Origin of the sequence: Methanoculleus horonobensis (assembly GCF_001602375.1) — an archaeon.
GTDB lineage: Archaea > Halobacteriota > Methanomicrobia > Methanomicrobiales > Methanoculleaceae > Methanoculleus > Methanoculleus horonobensis.
Genome location: NZ_BCNY01000014.1, coordinates 79358 through 95867 on the forward strand (window position 1 = coordinate 79358; position 16510 = coordinate 95867).

General features: G+C 62.0%; 19 protein-coding genes and 1 tRNA gene. 7 read left to right on the forward strand and 13 right to left on the reverse strand.

The features are described 5' to 3' along the window. Window positions 1-8: 8 nt before the first annotated feature. Window positions 9-920: a nitrogenase cofactor biosynthesis protein NifB gene (nifB, locus tag MCUHO_RS05505; RefSeq protein ID WP_067074887.1), complete on the reverse strand. Its 912-nt coding sequence runs from the start codon at window positions 918-920 to the stop codon at window positions 9-11. 81 nt (window positions 921-1001) lie between these two features. Then, the gene (locus tag MCUHO_RS05510) at window positions 1002-2993 is read right to left on the reverse strand and encodes a methyltransferase domain-containing protein (RefSeq protein ID WP_067074892.1); all 1992 of its coding nucleotides are present in this window, start codon (window positions 2991-2993) and stop codon (window positions 1002-1004) included. A gap of 308 nt (window positions 2994-3301) precedes the next feature. Between MCUHO_RS05510 and MCUHO_RS05515 the strand changes: the two genes are divergently transcribed. Next, the gene (locus MCUHO_RS05515; protein ID WP_084385960.1) at window positions 3302-3478 is read left to right on the forward strand and encodes a CxxC-x17-CxxC domain-containing protein; all 177 of its coding nucleotides are present in this window, start codon (window positions 3302-3304) and stop codon (window positions 3476-3478) included. Window positions 3479-3521: 43 nt separating this feature from the next. Next, window positions 3522-3698 carry a CxxC-x17-CxxC domain-containing protein gene (locus tag MCUHO_RS12340; protein ID WP_082223097.1) on the forward strand — a complete coding sequence of 59 codons (177 nt, stop codon included), beginning with the start codon at window positions 3522-3524 and terminating at the stop codon, window positions 3696-3698. Between the two features lie 23 nt (window positions 3699-3721). Here the strand turns inward: MCUHO_RS12340 and MCUHO_RS05520 are convergent, their stop codons facing one another. Both MCUHO_RS05520 and MCUHO_RS05525 read right to left on the reverse strand, forming a co-directional pair. Then, on the reverse strand, window positions 3722-4489 hold the full coding sequence (locus MCUHO_RS05520) for an ABC transporter permease (RefSeq protein WP_067074899.1): 768 nt from the start codon (window positions 4487-4489) through the stop codon (window positions 3722-3724). A gap of 3 nt (window positions 4490-4492) precedes the next feature. Next, window positions 4493-5374, reverse strand: a complete 882-nt coding sequence (locus MCUHO_RS05525; protein ID WP_067074902.1) for an ABC transporter ATP-binding protein — start codon at window positions 5372-5374, stop codon at window positions 4493-4495. A 16-nt stretch (window positions 5375-5390) separates the two neighbouring features. On the opposite strand from MCUHO_RS05525, the gene MCUHO_RS12610 reads away from it, so the two are divergent. Together MCUHO_RS12610 and MCUHO_RS05530 are read left to right on the forward strand one after the other, a co-directional pair. Continuing rightward, the gene (locus MCUHO_RS12610; protein WP_153020011.1) at window positions 5391-5576 is read left to right on the forward strand and encodes a hypothetical protein; all 186 of its coding nucleotides are present in this window, start codon (window positions 5391-5393) and stop codon (window positions 5574-5576) included. Between the two features lie 38 nt (window positions 5577-5614). Then, window positions 5615-6031: an SET domain-containing protein gene (locus MCUHO_RS05530; protein ID WP_067074906.1), complete on the forward strand. Its 417-nt coding sequence runs from the start codon at window positions 5615-5617 to the stop codon at window positions 6029-6031. Between the two features lie 406 nt (window positions 6032-6437). Here MCUHO_RS05530 and MCUHO_RS05535 read toward each other — a convergent pair whose 3' ends face one another. Beyond that, on the reverse strand, window positions 6438-6932 hold the full coding sequence (locus tag MCUHO_RS05535) for a hypothetical protein (protein WP_067074910.1): 495 nt from the start codon (window positions 6930-6932) through the stop codon (window positions 6438-6440). A gap of 75 nt (window positions 6933-7007) precedes the next feature. Further along, complete coding sequence (locus MCUHO_RS05540) at window positions 7008-7217, reverse strand: TOBE domain-containing protein (protein WP_067074913.1); 210 nt, start codon at window positions 7215-7217, stop codon at window positions 7008-7010. Between the two features lie 216 nt (window positions 7218-7433). On the opposite strand from MCUHO_RS05540, the gene MCUHO_RS05545 reads away from it, so the two are divergent. Both MCUHO_RS05545 and MCUHO_RS05550 read left to right on the forward strand, forming a co-directional pair. After that, on the forward strand, window positions 7434-7661 hold the full coding sequence (locus tag MCUHO_RS05545; protein ID WP_067074916.1) for a DUF7557 family protein: 228 nt from the start codon (window positions 7434-7436) through the stop codon (window positions 7659-7661). Next, a complete protein-coding gene (locus MCUHO_RS05550) occupies window positions 7661-7933 on the forward strand; it encodes a type II toxin-antitoxin system RelE family toxin (RefSeq protein WP_067074921.1) in 273 nt (90 codons plus the stop codon). Before MCUHO_RS05545 ends, MCUHO_RS05550 begins: the two co-directional genes overlap by 1 nt. Before the next feature lie 221 nt (window positions 7934-8154). Here MCUHO_RS05550 and MCUHO_RS05555 read toward each other — a convergent pair whose 3' ends face one another. The 7 genes from MCUHO_RS05555 to MCUHO_RS05580 form a co-directional block, all read right to left on the reverse strand. Next, window positions 8155-9138: a proline iminopeptidase-family hydrolase gene (locus MCUHO_RS05555; RefSeq protein WP_084385961.1), complete on the reverse strand. Its 984-nt coding sequence runs from the start codon at window positions 9136-9138 to the stop codon at window positions 8155-8157. A gap of 276 nt (window positions 9139-9414) precedes the next feature. Beyond that, a complete protein-coding gene (locus tag MCUHO_RS13160; RefSeq protein WP_084385940.1) occupies window positions 9415-9495 on the reverse strand; it encodes a PGF-CTERM sorting domain-containing protein in 81 nt (26 codons plus the stop codon). Between the two features lie 114 nt (window positions 9496-9609). Further along, a complete protein-coding gene (locus MCUHO_RS05560) occupies window positions 9610-10980 on the reverse strand; it encodes an ATP-binding protein (RefSeq protein ID WP_161485881.1) in 1371 nt (456 codons plus the stop codon). Window positions 10981-11378: 398 nt separating this feature from the next. After that, window positions 11379-11452, reverse strand: a tRNA-Val gene (locus MCUHO_RS05565). Window positions 11453-11763: 311 nt separating this feature from the next. Next, a complete protein-coding gene (mch, locus tag MCUHO_RS05570; protein WP_067074929.1) occupies window positions 11764-12711 on the reverse strand; it encodes a methenyltetrahydromethanopterin cyclohydrolase in 948 nt (315 codons plus the stop codon). 49 nt (window positions 12712-12760) lie between these two features. Continuing rightward, on the reverse strand, window positions 12761-13906 hold the full coding sequence (locus tag MCUHO_RS05575; protein ID WP_067074933.1) for an ORC1-type DNA replication protein: 1146 nt from the start codon (window positions 13904-13906) through the stop codon (window positions 12761-12763). 74 nt (window positions 13907-13980) lie between these two features. Beyond that, window positions 13981-14604, reverse strand: a complete 624-nt coding sequence (locus MCUHO_RS05580) for a hypothetical protein (RefSeq protein ID WP_067074937.1) — start codon at window positions 14602-14604, stop codon at window positions 13981-13983. A 322-nt stretch (window positions 14605-14926) separates the two neighbouring features. Here MCUHO_RS05580 and MCUHO_RS05585 point away from each other — a divergent pair, with 322 nt between their 5' ends. Then, window positions 14927-16480, forward strand: coding sequence for a glycosyl hydrolase family 28-related protein (locus tag MCUHO_RS05585; protein WP_084385941.1), 1554 nt, complete (start codon window positions 14927-14929; stop codon window positions 16478-16480). Window positions 16481-16510 lie beyond the last annotated feature (30 nt).

Below are 16510 nucleotides of genomic sequence, written 5' to 3' on the forward strand. Positions count from 1 at the left end.
AAAAGAGGTTATTCTTTCTTCTCATCCTTCATCTGCTGGTAGACGCAGGACTGAACGTCCTGGCCCAGTTTCCCGATCGCGTCCGCCCGGCAGCGTGCGCAGTGGCGCATCTGCTTGATGTACGGGGCGCACTGATCCTGCATCTCCCGCTTCTCCTTCGACGTCGGGGGGGTGATGTCGGCGAACTTGTACTGCGGGATGAGCGGGATGACATTGAAGGTGAACGCCCCCATCTCCCCGACCTTCTTTGCGATCTCGGGGATGTGCTCGTCGTTGATCCCGGGGATGTAGACGGTGTTGATCTTGACGAACATCTTCTTCGCGACCGCCATCTCGATCCCCTTCATCTGCTGGGAGAGGAGGAGTTCGGCCGCCTCGCGCCCGTGGTACTTCTTCCCGTCGTACTCGACCCAGGAGTAGATCTTCTCGCCGATAGCAGGGTCGACGGCGTTGAGCGTGACCGTGACGTTCCCGACGTCGTACTTCGCGAGTTCCTCGATCGACTCGGGAAGCGCGAGACCGTTCGTGCTGATGCACATGATCAGGTGCGGGAACTCCTCGTGGATCAGCCGCAGTGCCTCGAAGGTCTCCGGGTTTGCGAGCGGTTCGCCCGGCCCCGCGATCCCGACCACCTTCACGTACGGGTACTCCTTGACGACGTTCCTGACGAGATCGAGCGCCTCCTCCGGGGCGAGCACCCTGCTCGTCACGCCCGGCCGGCTCTCGTTCACGCAGTCGAAGTCCCGTATGCAGTAGTTGCACTGGATGTTGCACTTCGGGGCGACGGGGACGTGACACCGCCCGAAGGCGTGGCACGCTTTATCGGAGTAGCAGGGGTGCTCGCTGATCTTGCGCAGCTGCTCCGGATCGTAAGGAACCTCCCTGCCCTGGACCGTCGCGGTCCGATACTCGTCGGCCATATGACAGATCTATGTGCCGGAGGATATTATATACTGATGGTTGCCGGTCTGCCCGGGTGGGCCGGGGAAAAAATAGTGGGGTCAGGCCGTTTCCTGGCTGAGGTCGAACGGGAGGTGTTCCTTGCCGGCCTCCTGCGTATCCCGCTCCGGCTCCATACCAAACCGTTCCTCCGCGGCTTTCAGGATCCGGCCGAGCATCTCGGCGTAGGTCAGGCCCGCGTACTTCGCCATCCTGGCGAGGTGACCGTCCCAGCACCAGCCGGGGTTCGGGTTGACCTCGAGGAGTTTCGGGTTGCCGTGCTCGTCGAGCCGCCAGTCGAACCGGCAGTAGTCGCGGCACTCCAGGCGTTCGAAGAGGGCGAGGCAGCACCGCACGATCACCTTCTCGATCTCCTCGGGGAGATCCGCCGGCTTTGAGGTGATCTTCCAGTACGGCGAGTCCGGGAGCCACTTCGCCTCGTAGCCGCAGATGCGGGGGAGATTCGGCGGCAGCGCGGAGTAGTCCTCCTCGATGACGGGCAGCACCATGCTGTATCCCGACGGATTCCCGATGATCCCGACGCTGATGTCTTTTCCCGTGAGGAACTCCTCGACGAGGAGCGAGCGGTCGTAGCCGAGCGTCATCCGCAGCGTATTGATGATGTCGGAGAGTTCCTCGATGGAGTGGGCGATGCTCTCTTGCGTGATGCCGAACGAGGAGTCGCCGGCGTTCGGCTTGACGATCGCCGGGAACTGCATCCCGACGTCGTAGGTGCGGTCGCCGGGGGTGATGAAGCAGGCGTCCGGCACCGGGATCCCCATCTCCTTCGCAATCCCGCGCACGAGCGATTTGTCGTAGCAGAACGCGAGCGACTGCGGCCCGGCTCCCGTGTACGGGATCCCGTACATATCGAGGAGCGCCGGCACGTGGAGTTCTTTCCTCGCGTCGTTGTTGAACCCCTCGTCGCAGAGGTTGAAGACGTAGTCCACCTTCCCCTTCAGCCGCGGGAGATCCTGGATCAGCGTCTCGTGTTTGCAGAGGTAGGTGAACCGGTAACCGGGCAGTTCCCGCAGCGCCGCCTTCATCTGGTCGATGGTGTAGAAGTCGTCGTCGTCGAAGGTGCAGGAGGGTTTCAGGGCGTCGGGCCTTGCCGGGTCGCCGAGGAGCACCGCGACGTGTTTTGCCGTCTCCCGGCCTTTCGTCTTCGTCGCAGACCATTCCTTCCTGACCTGCGCGGTGACGATGTGGCGGCGCTCCATCATGCCGAGATCCTGGTTGCGCTGCGACTCGGTCGCGATCTCGTGGAAGGCGATGCCTGAGAACCCCGCCTTCTCAAGGAGCCGCCGGAGCGCCTCTGGGGTGTAGAGGTGCTCGGCGTAGAACTGGTCGGCCACGACGCCCTTCTCGACGTCGGTGATCACCTCGCGGGATATCAGGCGCTGGTCGTCGAACGAGAGCGATCTCTCGCGGCAGACGAACATGGCGTCGTCGATCCACTCCCACGACCTCGGCTGGAAGTGTTCTTTTAAGTACTCGCCGTCGGCGACGTCCAGGAGCACCCGGCCCCAGGGTTTGAGGATGCGCCGGATCTCGGTGAGGATCCGGAGATCCTCCTCGACGGAGTCGAAGTAGCCGAAACTGTTCCCGAGGATGAGGACGACGTCGTAGGTGTCGGTGCGGTACGGGAGCCGCCGGGCGTCTCCCTCCCGGAACCGGATGGGAAGCCCCTCTTTCTTCGCGGTCGACCGGGCCCGCTGGATCAGGTAGTGCGACTGGTCGAGGCCTTCGGCGCTGTAGCCCCTGCGCGCGAGTTCGAGGGTGTGCCTGCCCTGGCCACAGCAGAGATCGAGGACTTTTTCGTGGGGCTGGAGGTGCAGAACCCGGGCGATCCGGTCGATCTCCCGCTCGGTGATCCGCGGGTCGTCGACGACGTCGCCGTCGGTCTTTAAGTAGAGGCGATTGAAGATTCCTCTCCACCAGTCGGGTTTTACATGGTCTTCAAGGTTCGGGACCGGACCGATTGTTCTCCTGTCCCGGTGTTTCCCCTTGCGTCTGCTATCGGGAGGCTCGTCGGTGTGGACCTCGTCGATCATGCCGGCCCACTCCCCCCGGCTTCGTTTCCGGAATAGAACCGGTATCCTGCCGGGTTGCAAAAGAGAACGGTTATCCTGTACATAGTTGGATGATCTTTCGATAGGATGGTATCGATAAAAGCATTGCGTCGCGCACCTCCCTCCCGGGGGAAACCGGCACATTGGAGAAGCCTTCTCCGTCCCGGGCATCCCGGCCACGCAGAGGCCGGCGAAGGACGGGTCATGCCGCCCCGGATCCCCGAGACGCATCTATTATATGCAGGCAGGTAGTTGTGTATGTGCAGACTCTATCTGCATGGTTGAAGTATATGGAAGAGAGATACCCCCGCAGGGGCCCCCGATCGTATGACGACCGTCCCCGCGAGTTCCACAAGGCGGTCTGTTCCGACTGCGGCAAAGAGTGCGAAGTTCCTTTCACGCCCACGGAGGGTCGGCCGGTCTACTGCCTCGACTGCCTCCCGAAGCACAGGAAACCCCGGTTCTGAGTAGCCAGTATGAATTCTGTTTCCAGAAGTGAGTGAAGTTCCAATGGAAGAGAGATACCCCCGCAGGGGCCCCCGTTCTTACGACGACCGCCCCCGCGAGTTCCACAAGGCAGTCTGCGCTGACTGCGGCAAAGAGTGCGAAGTTCCTTTCAAGCCTACGGAGGGTCGGCCAGTCTACTGCCGCGACTGCCTCCCGAAGCACAGAAAACCCCGATTCTAACCCTTTTTTACCTGATAACGCCGTCACACGATGAGCCTCCTTCGCATCAGCCTGATGGCGAGGACGAAGAAGATCATGGTAGCCACCGCTATCCAGGCGAGATTGAGGAGGTTTACCGGCGAGAACGCCGAGAGCGTGATTGCCCGGTTGAAGCCGACGACGTGCGTGAGCGGCAACGTGGCGAGGGCGAAGTACTGGATCGGTTCGGGCAGGAGGTCGAGCGGGAAGAACGTCCCCGAGAAGAGGAACATCGGGGTGATGAAGAGGAACGAGGGGTAGTTCAGCGCGTCGATGCTCGGGGTGATCGCGGTGAAGCACATCGCGATGCCTGCAAAGAGGAGGCCGGCGAGGAACGCGAAGGGTATGAGGAGCAGGGACGACGGCATGGAGACGACGTTAAAGAGGAGGAGCACGGGGAGCATCAGCGTGGCGTAGATCATCCCCCGGGTGGCGCCCCAGATCATCTCCCCTGCGATCACCTCGTCGATGCCGACCGGGGTTGCGATGATGGCGTCGAACGTCTTCTGGTAGTACATCCGGACGAACGAGGAGTAGGTACACTCGAAGAAGGCCGAGTACATCACCGATATCGAGACGAGGGCGGGTGCGATGAAGACGGGGTAGGGGATCCCGTCGACCGCCTCGATGTAGGTTCCGAGACCGAACCCCAGCGCCAGGAGGTAGAGGACCGGCTCGATGAAGGGCGGGATGAAGTTCACCCGGTAGGTCCTGAGGAAGGCGTCCCAGTTCCTCCGCCAGACGCTCTGTACTCTCGCGGTGATATCGATCATCGCTCACTCCCGCAGGCTCCGGCCGGTCAGCCGCAGAAAGACGTCCTCGAGGGTTGCCGGCCGGACCGTCACCGCCGCCTCGTGCCGGCAGACCTCGAGCAGTTCGCGTGCGACGTCATTCGGGTGATCCGTGAAGACCTGGATCACGTCGCCGGCAGGGTCGTAGTTCAGCCCGAGCTCGTCCAGGTGGGCAACCACCTTCTCCGTCCGCTCGACCTCGACGACGTCGTTTCCCGCGTGCTCCCGGATGAGGTCCGCCGGGGCGCCCTCGACGAGGATTCTGCCGTGCTCCATGATCACCAGCCGGTCGCAGAGGCGTTCCGCTTCGTCGAGGTAGTGGGTGGTGAGGACGAGGGTGTTTCCTTCGGCCCGGAGACTCCGGAGTTTCTCCCAGATCAGGTGCCGCGCCTGCGGATCGAGCCCGATGGTGGGTTCGTCGAGGATGAGCAGTTCCGGTTCGTTGACGAGAGCCCGGGCGATGATCAGCCGCCGTTTCATCCCGCCCGAGAGGTTGTCGACCAGGACGTCGCGTTTCTCCTCGAGCTGCATGAACGCGAGGAGTTCGTCGGCCCGCTTCTCCGCCGTTCGTTTCGGGATGCCGAAGTAGCGGGCGTAGACCAGCAGGTTCCGGTAGGCCGAGAAGTCCGGGTCGAGGTTGTTCTCCTGCGGCACCACCCCGAGACGGCTCTTGATCCGGCGGTGGTGGGTATCCACGTCCATCCCGAAGACCTCCAGGGTGCCGCCGGATTTGGGGGAGATGCACTGGATCATCTTCATGGTCGTTGTCTTTCCCGCTCCGTTCGGGCCGAGAAACCCGAAGACTTCCCCTTCTCTGACCCGGAAGGCGATATGGTCGACCGCGACGAGGTCTCCGAACCGCTTCAAGAGGTCGTGCGCTACGATGACGTCACCGATCGTCTCTCCTCCCGAAGGGTCAGTGGAGTCGTGCGACTACAACATTCTTTCGCTCACCCTTCTGCCGCGCCGGCGGTTCCCGGCCGGGATGCATGCCGGATCGCAGGCGATCCGGGCCGGAATTCCGGTCTACGGGACGGAGCCTCCGCAGCCTTTTTGCCCGGCAGCGTAAACCGCTCTTATCCGCACGTGTGGAGTCGCAGCGAAACCATGATCGACAATTCCAGGGAGACGGGAGGGGTCTTCTCCCCTCCGGAGACCGTATACGTCGGTTCGTCGGGGTGCCGCGGGCGGGGCGTCTTCGCCCGCAGGGATCTTGCGGCCGGCGAGTTGATCGAGACCTGTCCGGTGGTCGTGCTCGGGGGGGCGGACGAGCAGGAACTTCTCGATAAGACGCACCTCTTCGACTACTACTTCGCGTGGGGGGAGCTCGCCGCCGTGGCGCTGGGCTACGGGTCGCTCTACAACCACTCCTACCACGCGAACGCGGATCACGTCTGCGATCTCCTCCAGGGCGCGATCCGCATCTCCGCCCACCGCCCCATCTCGAAGGACGAGGAGATCACCATCAACTACGGCGGGCCGGCGGACTGTCCCGATCCCGTCTGGTTCGATGCGGAGGAGTGATCCTGACGGCTGGAGCCGCGGCGATCCGCCCCTCAGCCCTCTTTTCGCTCCGGGTTATCCCCGGGAGAGAGCGGTCTTTCCCGGTATCCCGAACCGGGTGCCGGTACCTCGCCCTATCCTTCCCGGGCAGTTCCGGGCCGTCTGACGAAATCTCCAGTGGAAATCAAGGGGTTTGCACGATCCTCCTCATATCGTAGAGATTCTCTCGATCCTCCGTAACGGCTGCCGACCCCGGTAACCGTCCCGGAGGCCCTGTGGGCGCCTCAGAATCGCGCTCTGATTTGGGCAATTATGGCACATTCGAGAACAATTTGGGGGTATCGTAGACGGGTGTCCGGGATCTCGGAGTGTGAGAGGAGAGATGCGGTCCGGACGTGCCGCGATCCGCCTGCAACGGCCGGGTGCCTTATCGTCTGATGACCACCTGCACCCGCTCGGTCCGCACGATGCCCCCTCCGGTCGCCGTAACCACGGCATCCACGGTCGCGGTGGAGACGAAGGGAGGGAGGTCGGGGGCCGCGGCCTCGTAGGTGAGCGGCGGGTAGGGTGCGGAGATCGTGCCGAGGTCGCGGTTCTCGCGGTATACGCCGCCGAGCGCCGTGGCGGAGACACTGAGATCGATGGGTGCGGAGAATCCGCCTTCGGGGTGTACCGTGAGCGTGAACCTGACCGTATCCCCCGGCCGTGCGGTGGCGGACGACGGGGCGACGCTGATCGAGAAGGTGCGGGACGCAACCTGCACCGGGGCGCCCGTCGCGACCGGGGTTCCCGGCGTTCCGGCCGGGGGCGGTGCCGGAGGGGGTGTGCCCTCGTTCGCGAGGAGAGCGTAGGCGACGGCGAACACGGTCATCAGGACGCAGATGATGACTGCGGTCAGCAGGGGAGGGTATTCTCGTGCCATGGGGATATGCCGGCAGAACGGTTGCCGGCCTATTTATGCGTTGCCGCCCTGCCCGGGATAAAAGGGGTGGGTTGTTCAGTCGATGGCGACCATGACCTCGGTCGACTTGACCACGGCGTAGACCTTCTTGCCGACGGCAAGCCCGAGGCTCTCGACGGACTTCTTCGTGATGACCGCGACGAGTTCGCCGCCGCCGTCCAGCGCGACGACGACCTCGGCGGTGACGACGCCCTCATCGATGGCCTTTACTTTTCCGGGAAGCTGGTTTCTTGCACTTAACTTCATGATGCACCGCGGCGGTAATCCTGCTCGCCGGGCAATATAGGTTTCGATGCCCGAGAGATCGGCGCGGTGCGCATACTCTCCCTGCCGACGGGAGTGCCGGCGTTTTTTTGGGCGCAAAAAAAGTGGGTTTGCCTCTCCCGGGTCACCGTGCCTGCACCCCGTTCAGCATGTAGCCCCGACAGAACCATTATGTCTTATGGTCGCCCATAGTTAACTATGGCGACCACGATCCAACTCCAACCAGAGACCAAGTCCCGCCTGGATACCTTGAAAGTGCATCCCCGGGAGAGTTATGACGAGACGCTCAACCGGATTATGGACGTATTGATCGATCCGGAGCCGCTCTCCGAAGAGACGTTGCAGCGGATCGAAGAAAGCGTCGCAGACATGCGGGCCGGCCGGGGTCGCCCCTTTGAAGAGTATGTTCAGGAACGGGGCCTCTGATGATCTGGCGGCTCATCCTCATGCCGGTTGCCGAGCGGGTTCTCAATAAAATCCCGGATCCTGATGCCAGACGGATTAAGGAAGAACTCTATGCTCTGGCAGATGAGCCGTACCCCCGATTTCACGTTAAGAAACTGAAGGGACACGAGAACAGTCCGCTATACTCTCTTCGTGTAGGACAGTACCGGATCATTCTTGTGATCGAGGACAATGTGGTGGTCATCACCGTGATTGAGATTGGAAATCGGAGCAATATCTATCGGAAATATTGATCTGTGTCGCGAGATGTTCGCTGCTCTTGCCGATCAACGTCTCCTCCTGCGTATGGGCCGATGTGTCCCTCCGCTATGAAAAACACATTTCTTTGGCAGGAAAATTCTCAAACTACGGCTCTGGAGAATACCTTCCCCTGAGACCGTGGCACCTGCTGTTTCCATTGACGCATGCGAAACATCTCTCCAGGGCGCAAAAAAGTGGGTTTGCCTCTCCCGGGTCACCGTGCCGCATCGACCCGGGATAAAAATTCACGCACGGTCGCGAGGTACGCGTCGGTCTCTTCGAGGTGGTGCTCGTGCGAGGCGCCGTTAAAGACCTTGAGTTCCGATCCCGGCACCTGGCTCCGGAAGTACGCCATGGTCGCGGGCGATGCCTCGTCGTGCTCCCCGCAGGTGAAGAGCACCGGAACCCCGACGTCGGCGAGCCGGCCGGTGACGCTGAACTCCCGGAGGGTTCCCGTGCAGGTGAACTCGCTCGGCCCCCACATCTGGAGGTAGACCGGCAGGGAGATCTTCTCGAACGTCCGGTTCAGGCATTCGGGCCAGGGGTCCATCCGGCAGACATGCCGGGCGTAGTACGCCGCCATGGCGTCCTGGTACTCCGGCGAGTCGAAGTTCCCGCTCGCTTCCGCCTCCCGGATATCCTCCTGCGTCCCGTCGGGAAACGCGGCAAGATTTGCCCGCTGGTCGGCGACCCACCGGTCGGCGTCGAGCAGCGGTGCGGAGAGGACCAGGCTCTCGATACCGCCGGATTCTGCGGAGAGCACGTATTCGGCTGCGAGTCCGCCTCCCCAGGACTGCCCGAGGAGGTGCACCCGTGATAGGCCGAGCGCCTCCCTGACCTCGCCGACCTCGCCGACGTAGCGCTCCACCGTCCAGAGGGCGGGGTCGTCGGGCCGGTCGGAGTTCCCGCACCCGAGCTGGTCGTAGAAGACGACCGGCCGCTCGGCTGCGAGCGCCGCGAGCGGTTCGAGGTAGTCGTGGGTCGCCCCCGGCCCCCCGTGGAGGACGAGGAGGGGCGTTCCGGGCCTGTCGGCACCGACGATCCGGAACCAGACCCGGCCGCCGGTGACGTCGATGCAGCCCTCGCGGGTGCTGCCGTCGGTTCTGGTTGTGGTGACGTTCGATCCGCCGGCCGGCCGGTCCGTCGTGATGCAGAGCGCGAGCAGCGCTGTTGCGGTTGTGAGAAAGATGAGTAACATGAGGTAACCTCTGGATCTGTTGTCCGGCATGGTTGAGCCCTGAATGCACGGTCGGGGGGGTTATCGGGCGCCTCCGGCGGTGTGTTCCTGGTGTGGTGTTTGTTCGGGGCGGGATTAGAATGTTGTGAAATGGGGCGGGGAATGGAGGCGGTGGGCTTCGTGCTGGTTGGAACCGCTATTTTAATGGAGTCCCGCTATCTCCATTTGTCTCGAAGGCGAGAGTTAATCACATATGGCGCTAAAAGGTGGGTGGTGGCTCTATAGATCCATTATTTTTCATACTCTCTTCCGTATTAACAATACGGCTGCACAACTCAATCCGATAAGTGCGATCAATGCGCCAAATCCGGGTAACATCGTTCATTCATCGTTCATTCATCGTTCATGTATCCACGCCAGGTTGGGCATCTACCTTGTTTTCGGCCTGGATCGGCCGCTTATTCGCCGGAGCGCTCTGGAAATGCCTCCAATTCATCGTGGCCTCTCCCGCAGGATATATCGTGTATTCCTCCTCGACGTGCCCACCTGCTCCAGGATACCACGGTCAACCAGGCCCTTGAGATCCCTGAAAGCCGTCGGTGCCGAGACGCCGGTGAGTGATTGATAGACACCGCTCGTGATACTCCCCTCGGCCTTGATCCGCTCCACCGCAAGGATCTGCCGTTCACTCAGTTCCATCTTCTGAAGATAACTCGCGCTCAGCGTATCCATCCGCATCGTCAGGGTGAACCCGAGCGAGGTGCTCGCGAAGGCGGGAACCGGCATACCGGCATCGCGGAAGGCCGTGATGATCCGCTCAACCCCTGACCCGTAGCGTTCGACAAGCCCGGCACGGTAGAAGATATCAGCAACCTTCGGGTTGCGGTGAAAGGAGTAGTGCTCCTGTATGATCATCTCAACGGTGACACCTTCGGGAAGATGGCCCGGATTGTGAAAGCGGATATGGTCGTCAAAGATCTTGACCTGCGTCTGGATCGTGTTGTTGAAGTAATCGCGGTGGATAAGCGCGTTGAGAAGCGCCTCCCGGATCGCCAAAAGTGGGTAGTCCCAGATCTCTCTCCTCTGGAAGGACTCTCGCATCGCCTCCTCTGAGATGTCGTACCTGACGCCGAGATACTGCTTGATAATCCGCTCGCCCTCCTCGAACTGCTGGAAGAGATTGCCCCCGATCTCGTGGTCGCCGATGATGATATCCGCCCGCTTGAACCGCCCGATCCGGAGGATGCAGTTCAAGAAATACCGCTGCGGGTTCTTGCCGAAGAGGGCGATGGCGCCGTTGCTGATCCCTCCGTCCCTGGCAAGCCCGAGTCGAGAGAGCACTGTCTCTACTGATTCGGCCGGATCGACAGAAGTGAGTCGGCCCGTCGCATTTGCCCGTGCAAGGAAACGCCGCACCGTCTCTTCGTCGATCTCATCGAACGAGTACGGCCCGGTGACGCTGTCCCACTCAATGCTCTGCTGGAAGTACTCCCTGAGCTCGTCGGGGAGCATCTCGCGGGTTGTATCGCCGACACGGGTGTAGTACCGCCCGTCAAAGGCGACCGGAACGCGGCTCCGCTCGACAGTGACGATGACGATGGACTTCCCCTCGATCTCATGGATATCGATGACCGGATGAACGCCGAGCCGGGTGGTTATGCTGTCCGCGAGTTTCTTAACAGCGTTATTCCTCAGGTCGAGCCCGATGACGGCATGGTCATGGTCCCGGATTCCGATGACGGCGGCACCACCGGCGGTGTTGGCGAAGGCGGACAGGAGCCGGTAAAGGCTTGCGCTCACATCTTCCTTGAAGTCGATCTGCCGCCCTTCAAAGCGGGCGAGCAGGGAGTATAGGTCATCCACGCGCATCTCTCCTGATATCTTCCCTTTGTAGCATGGCGGAGCTCCTCTCCGGTTGTACGTTCTTCTGCATGCCTGATCGGGTGAAAGGCAAAGTTGCCGAATTTCCTCCAGGATGAATGGCAGAGCAATGGTAACTCTATTTTTCTGCTGAAAATTTCTTTGTTTGTGGGATGGGATTATGATTTCGGTTTTAAGGCCCTGCTAAACGAGGAGATTCAGGAAATAGAGGGATATACCTCAAAAGTCCCTATGGTGGTGCACGCCACCGTTGACTGTCCATCGTTCACCTCACCCCCTCCCCCACCGTGGCGATACCCGGTGGGAGGCCATGCCGGCGTTTGACCTCAGGCGAACGTGCAGGAGTGCTCAGAATCATGGGGGATATTCTACAAAAGGGATGGGCCTGCCCGGATTCGAACCGGGGATCTTCGCCGTGTAAGGGCGACGTCATAACCGGCTAGACCACAAGCCCTGTGGATGCCTTATAGTGTTTTGCACCGTGACGGATAAACGTGTTGCCTGCTGGTGATTACGGTGCCATTGCCTGCGTGCTCCCCTGTGCTTCACTGCTCCCACTCGCAAACCTCTCCTCAAAGACCCCCACCGCCCGCGCTTCGCGCTCCTCCCGCCCCCTCGGGGGGCGGGCAGTGCGTGGCGATATCCCATGGAAAGCCGCATGTAGATCCCCGGCGTTCTGGTAAGAAACCGCTCGCGGGACGCCCCGATAGAGGTGCCCCTCCGGAGAGAGTTGAGGAAACGTACCAACAGTGCCTAAAAAAGAGTTCAGATGAACCCGAAGGACTTCAGCGTCACTTCGGGGTTGACGGCGCCCACGTGGTAGACCTTGCCCTCGGAGAGCTCGTTGATGACGACCTCGGCCGGGGAGAAGAGCGAGGTGTCGATCTGGTAGAAGTCGAAGTTGGCTTCCTTGAAGATATCGTAGAACGGCTTCCCGTATCCCTTGGACTTGTTGCTCGGGATCTTGTCCAGGTAGTCCTTGATCTCCGGCGCGTTCATCGTCAGCATGATGCTGCCGTGGTAGATCGTCGCGTCGTTGGTGCTGCCCATCGCCTTCGTGCCGTCCTTCTTGACGGGCGCGATCGGGGCGTGGCCGATACCGGCGGTGATCTTCTTGGTATCGAAGCCGAGCTCGTTCAGCTTGTAGATCGCCGTCTCGACACAGCGGCCGGCGACCTGGATCGAGCCGACCAGAGAGGCCGTCGGGGCGACGACCGCGCAGGTGTTCGCCACGTCCACGTTGCAGGCCTCGGCGATGTTCTCCATCACCGCGGCGTTCGGGAGGTGGTCGCTCTCGAGGCAGATGACCGCGTAATCGAACTCGTCCTCGTACTCGATGACCTCGTAGGTGTGCTTGGGTTTCAGGGAGAGCGCCCGTGCGGGGCCGCTACCCATCGCGAAGTACTTGTTGACGTTGATCGTCCAGCCCGCCTTCTGGGCGCCGAGGCACGCAATCGACGGAAAGTCGGTGCTGACCTCGATGAACGGGATCGGGAAGTCCCGGATCTTGCCCATGGAGATGTCGACCTGGCCGAGCCCGCCCATGCAGATCTCGGTGAACTGCTTGCCAGTCTGGTACCCGCCGGAAGTGCTGACGCCGCAGTCTACGATGCGTGCGCCGTTGTCGAGCTCGTGCGGGACGGCATGTAACTCCTCGGCATATTCGAAGAGTTCCTCAAAAATATCCAGTGCCAGTTCGTTCACGCTGAGCATGTGGAAAACCTCATCAGAGTACAAACGGTGGGGGAACAGATAAGGATTATCAAATCGTCTGCTCCTGCCCCAGGTGCTCCAGCACGCGCCCGGGATCGTACCGGAGACTGATCAGCCTCGTTCGCCCCCTTCCCTGGCGGTAGTGGAGGTTCAAGAGCCGCATCGAGTCGAACTTCTGGATGATCTCGTAGAACTTGGTGTAACTGACCCCGCCCACCTGTTCTTTCACGAACCGGTAGACGTCGCCGGCGTTCATCTCCTTATCGTCGTGGGCCGACATATCCGCGATCCTGGCCAGCACCTCCCGCTCCTCGGCCTTGAGCGCCCGAAGCGAAAACGCGAGGTGGAGATACCGGGAGACCTCGTAGGCCTTGCAGACGTCGTCCCGCTCGACCGACCGGCGGGCCTCCCGCTCGGCGTTCAGGGCCGCACGCTTCAGGAGATCGATGCCGACGCGGAGGTCGCCGCTCTTCATCGTCTGCTCCACCACCAGATCCAGCATCTCGGTCTTGATGACGTTCGGGTAGAGGCCCTGCAGGACGCGCTCCTCGAGGATGCCGTGAACCTCCTCCTCCGAGTAGGGAGGGAAGTAGATCTCCGTGGGGCGGAAGACCGACGCCACCCGTGCGTCGACCTCGGTCTGCAGGGTGACGGACATATCGCTGACGATGGCGACGACGCCTATCCGGACGCCCGGGTAGGCCTCGTGCGAGCGCAGCAGGGGATAGAGCACCTGGTTGATCTCGTTCTCGTAGAGGAGGTAGTTCGCGTCGTCGAGCGCCACCAGGAGCACCTGCTCCTCGCGCTGCAGCACTCTCGCTATGGCGTCGAAGACCTGCTTGAACGACGTGCCCGACGGCGGCGGCGGATGCCCGGTGACGCGGCGGTAGATCTGGGAGAAGATCGCGAACTTGGTGTTGTCGATCTGGCAGTTGATGTAGACGGGGACGAGTTTCTTCGTGGTCTCCTCTATCTCGGCAAAGACCTTCTTGACGCTCGTCGTCTTCCCGGTTCCCGGGAGACCGCGGCAGATGGTGTTGAGCGGCCTCGCCCCCCGCAGACCGGGCTTGACCTGAAACGCGAGTTCCCGGATCTGGGCGTCACGGTGGTTGAACTGCTCGGGGACATAATCGATCTCGAAGACCTCGGGATCCCGAAAAAGCGTCTCGTCCCACATGAGCAGGTTCTTCTTCATTATACAATCCTCGGGTACGGTAGTATATATATCCTCCAGGTTGGGATCTCCTCAACGTGCGGATCCTGCAGGAATTACGGCTGTTCCATGCACTTTTTGCAGAGCGTTTTGCTCATGAAGAGCTGAGAGAGCTTTGCCTGTGATTTCGTCACTTCCGCTCCGCAGACCTCGCAGACGTCCCCTGCCGGAGCCGCGGCCGGCTTTGCCGGAGCCGGTTCCTGCTGCGGCGGTTCCTGCACCGGGGCTGCCTCCGGCTGTGCGGGGGGCTTCTCCTCCGGCTTCTCGGGCACCCGGGGCGGTTCCGGCGCCGGCGGGATCGCCGCTGCGATGACCTCGGGCGTCGGGCAGGCTCTCGCCTCCTCCTCGCGGGCGGCCGGTTCCGCCGCCGGTGCCGCCGACTCAGGTGCCTTCTCCTCCGGTGCGGGCGCCTTCTTCTCCGGGAGAGGTGCCTTCTTCTCCGGGGCGGGTGTCTCCGGAACCGCGGGCCTGGCCGCGAGAACGCGGCGGCGGTATGCGTCCACACGCTCGGCGGTCGCCTGATCGCCGCGCCCGAGCCGCGCAAGGATCCCGTCGAGGAATGTGATAAGGTCGTCCACATCCTCGTGGGTCTCTACATCCCCCTCGACCTCGAGACGGAGATTTTCGTAGTTCTCGAGGTTGATGGTGATCCCGATGGTGACTTCCTTCTTGCTGGACATATATTCAGGTAAATATTGTATTCCATTATATACAATTCCTCCGGCGACCCGCATCGCCCCGCTGTTCGTCCCGTCCGGCCGCATTTCTCCGCCTCCGGCACCGGGCACGATCCGGGCCGGCAGCCGGCGGCACGGTGGAGACGGGGGTTGCCCCGGGTATCCGGGGCGGTTCCGGCCGCCGCCCGCGGGGGTGCCTGAAACCCTGTGTGTGGCGGCGTACGGCTGTTTTGTCGCGCATGAATTTTTATATCTCTGTTGCTATACCGGAGGATGTTTCCGACACCTCTACCCGGTAGCCCGTACAGTATGCCAGAGGAGCGTGATGACTACCCGCCTGCGTCAAAAAGCTTCAGACTCACCCCGGCCACGCCCACCCACCGCGGACCTGCCGGTCGTTCTCCTGGTCGGCATAGTTCTTGGCCTTCTGCTCGTCCAGGGTGTCGCCGCCGCACCCGCGGCGCCGATCGTTGTGGCGGCGAGCGACAGCAGCGCCGCAGCGGATGCGCACTACGTCTGCGACGGCCTCAACGACCAGGTGGAGATCCAGACGGCGCTCGCCGCACTCCCCGACGGGGGCACGATTCTCCTCTCGGACGGCACGTTCAACTGTTCGGGCAGCCTCGTCCTCCTCGCCGGAACGACGCTTCTCGGGCAGGGGCCGGAGAATACGTCCCTCGAGTTCAGCGGAAACGGCCTCCTCAACGTCTCGGAGGAGGGCGTCACCCTGGATGGATTTCACGTCACGGGCTCGAACTACGTGAATGCAAGTACGAACACGACCCTCGATCTCACCCGGTGGCTCGGGGTGATCACCGTCTACGCGAGCCGCACGAAGATTCACAACGTCACGGGCACGGCGGACGCGAGCATCCAGGCGGTCTTCCTCCTGCTGCACAACCCGAACGTCTATGCACCCGTCCTCGAAGACGTCGAGTTCGCCGACTGCAGCGCCGCGGAGACCGGAACCTACGGGTTCCTCCATAACGCCTGGGGATCGGAGAACACGACGATCAAAAACATCCGCTACGAGAACTGCACCGCCATCAACTGCGGGAGCGCCGGTGCGTTCAACCAGTGGGTGACCGGGTTCAACTTTGCGGAGTTAAACGACATCGAGGGCCTCCGGGTGACGGACTGCCTTGCGGAGGGGAACCTGGAGTCCGGGTTCCACTTCGAGTGGGACCCGGAGAAGCGGGACTGTCTCTTCACGAACTGTGTCAGCAGAAACAACGGCCAAAAACCCTATCCCGATGACTACCTGGTAGGCGACCCCGACTTCTTCGGCGCCGGCTTCTACCTCCCGGGGGGGGAGGTGGCGCTGGTGAACTGCCGGGCAGAGGGGAACGGTGCGTTCGGGTTCTTCGTCATCAACCCGGAAGGCATGCTCCTCTACAACTGCACCGAGAACGAGACCGGCCGTAACTCGGCCTCTGGCGGCTCCGTAGGACCCATCTCCTACTGCATCCTCCAGTCCCTGCCTGTCTCGAAGAACCCGTCCATCGTGATGGATCACTGCCGGAGCCTCGACTCCTACGGTTGGGGCCTCTTTGTCTGCGGCACGGAGAACGCGCTCATCAGGAACTTCACCATGACCAACCCGGCGGGCATCGATGGGATCGGGGCGATGCTCGGGTGCCCGTCCCATGAACTCCCGATAAACTCGACGATCGATGCGGGCATCTCCGACTCGGCCATCGATCTCGCCGCATCGGGAGATCGGCCGCAGACACTGGTCTCCATCGTCAACAACAGAAACGTCGTCTACTCCGGGAGGATCGTCTCCGATGCCCTCCTCCCGGTGGCGGTCGAATGGACGCTGGAAGGGGGTGCGGACCTGACCGACCTCGAGGTGCTGCCGGCCGGCGGTGCGGCATAAGACCCCGGAGCACGAGAGGCGTCATGCGTA